Source organism: Streptomyces turgidiscabies Car8, assembly GCF_000331005.1.
Lineage (GTDB): Bacteria > Actinomycetota > Actinomycetes > Streptomycetales > Streptomycetaceae > Streptomyces > Streptomyces turgidiscabies.
The window spans coordinates 1-1,429 of sequence record NZ_AEJB01000174.1; the positions used below are offsets into that span (position 1 = coordinate 1).

The window sequence follows — 1,429 nt, forward strand, 5'->3', positions numbered from 1 at the left end:
GGCCCGGGCGAGGCCCACACCGATACCTGGTGCCGAACCCCCCGTATGGTGAGACACATGAACGATCGCATGGTGTGGATCGACTGCGAGATGACCGGTCTCTCGCTGTCCGACGACGCGCTCATCGAGGTGGCCGCACTGGTCACCGACTCCGAGCTGAACGTACTCGGCGAGGGGGTGGACATCGTCATCCGTCCGCCCGACTCGGCGCTGGAGACGATGCCGGAGGTGGTGCGGCAGATGCACACCTCGTCCGGACTCCTCGACGAGCTGGCCGGCGGTACGACGCTGGCGGACGCCGAGGCGCGGGTCCTGGCGTATGTGCGCGAGCACGTCAAGGAGCCCGGCAAGGCCCCGCTGTGCGGCAACACGGTCGGCACGGACCGCGGCTTCCTGCTGCGCGACATGGGCACCCTGGAGGCGTACCTCCACTACCGGATCGTGGACGTCAGTTCCGTGAAGGAGCTGGCCCGCCGCTGGTACCCCCGGGCGTACTTCAACAGCCCTGACAAGAACGGCAATCACCGCGCCCTCGCCGACATCCGCGAGTCGATCGCCGAGCTGCGCTACTACCGCGAGGCGATCTTCGTACCGCAGCCCGGCCCGGACTCGGACACGGCCCGCACGATCGCGGCGAAGCACGTCCTGCCTGCGGCGCAGTAGCCGTACGACAGCGCCTGCGACTGTGCTCGCGACAGCCCCGAGAAAGCCGGGCGCGAGCACCCCTTCGGACCCTGTACACTTTTTCTCGGCCGGTCAGGAAGACCACACGGACTTCCCAAGCCGGTCATGGTGGGTGTAGCTCAGCTGGTAGAGCACCTGGTTGTGGTCCAGGATGCCGCGGGTTCAAGTCCCGTCACTCACCCTGATCGACTGAGGGCCATGTGCCGCTCACACCCGGCACGCACCACGTCATCGGCGCCGAGCAACTGGCACTGATGTCACCGGGCGGCCTGCTGGTCAACGTCAGCCGGGGCGGGCTGGTGGACACCGACGCGGTGATCAAGGCGCTGGACGGCGGGCACCTGGACGGAGCCGCCTTCGACGTCCTGGAGAGCGAACCGCACGTCCCCGCCGGGCTGCTGGACCAGCCGGGCGCTCTCCTCACCCCGCACATCGCGTTCTCCTCCGACGCCTCCGTCACGGAACTGCGCCGCCGCGCCGCCGAGGGGGTCGTACGGATCCTCGCGGACGAGGCGCCGGCCCACGCCTGCAACGCTCCCCGTGGTCTGCTCGCCGGAACGGGGGAGCGCCGATGAGCAGGCCCGCCGCGCAGGCGATCCCGGAACCCGCGCTGACCGGCTTCCTGACCGCACACCAGCTCGCCGGACCCGGCGAAGCCGCACGCTGGACGCCGCTGGCCGGCGGTGTCTCGTCCGACCTGTGGCGAGTGGACCTGCCGGGACGTTCCCTCTGCGTCAAACGCGCC

General features: G+C 69.8%; 2 protein-coding genes and 1 tRNA gene. All 3 read left to right on the plus strand.

The features are described 5' to 3' along the window. The first annotated feature begins 57 nt into the window (after window positions 1-57). The 3 genes from orn (at window position 58) to STRTUCAR8_RS10905 (ending at window position 1,259) form a co-directional block, all read left to right on the plus strand. A complete protein-coding gene (orn, locus tag STRTUCAR8_RS10895) occupies window positions 58-663 on the plus strand; it encodes an oligoribonuclease (RefSeq protein ID WP_044472000.1) in 606 nt (201 codons plus the stop codon). Window positions 664-792: 129 nt separating this feature from the next. Continuing rightward, window positions 793-865: transfer RNA gene (locus STRTUCAR8_RS10900), tRNA-His, on the plus strand. Between the two features lie 19 nt (window positions 866-884). After that, window positions 885-1,259 carry an NAD(P)-dependent oxidoreductase gene (locus STRTUCAR8_RS10905; protein WP_006375696.1) on the plus strand — a complete coding sequence of 125 codons (375 nt, stop codon included), beginning with the start codon at window positions 885-887 and terminating at the stop codon, window positions 1,257-1,259. The last annotated feature ends 170 nt before the right edge of the window (window positions 1,260-1,429 follow it).

Excerpts from the sequence above, each read along its gene's own strand:
- orn (WP_044472000.1), top strand. The coding sequence starts at position 58 with ATGAACGATCGCATGGTGTGGATCGACTGCGAGATGACCGGTCTCTCG.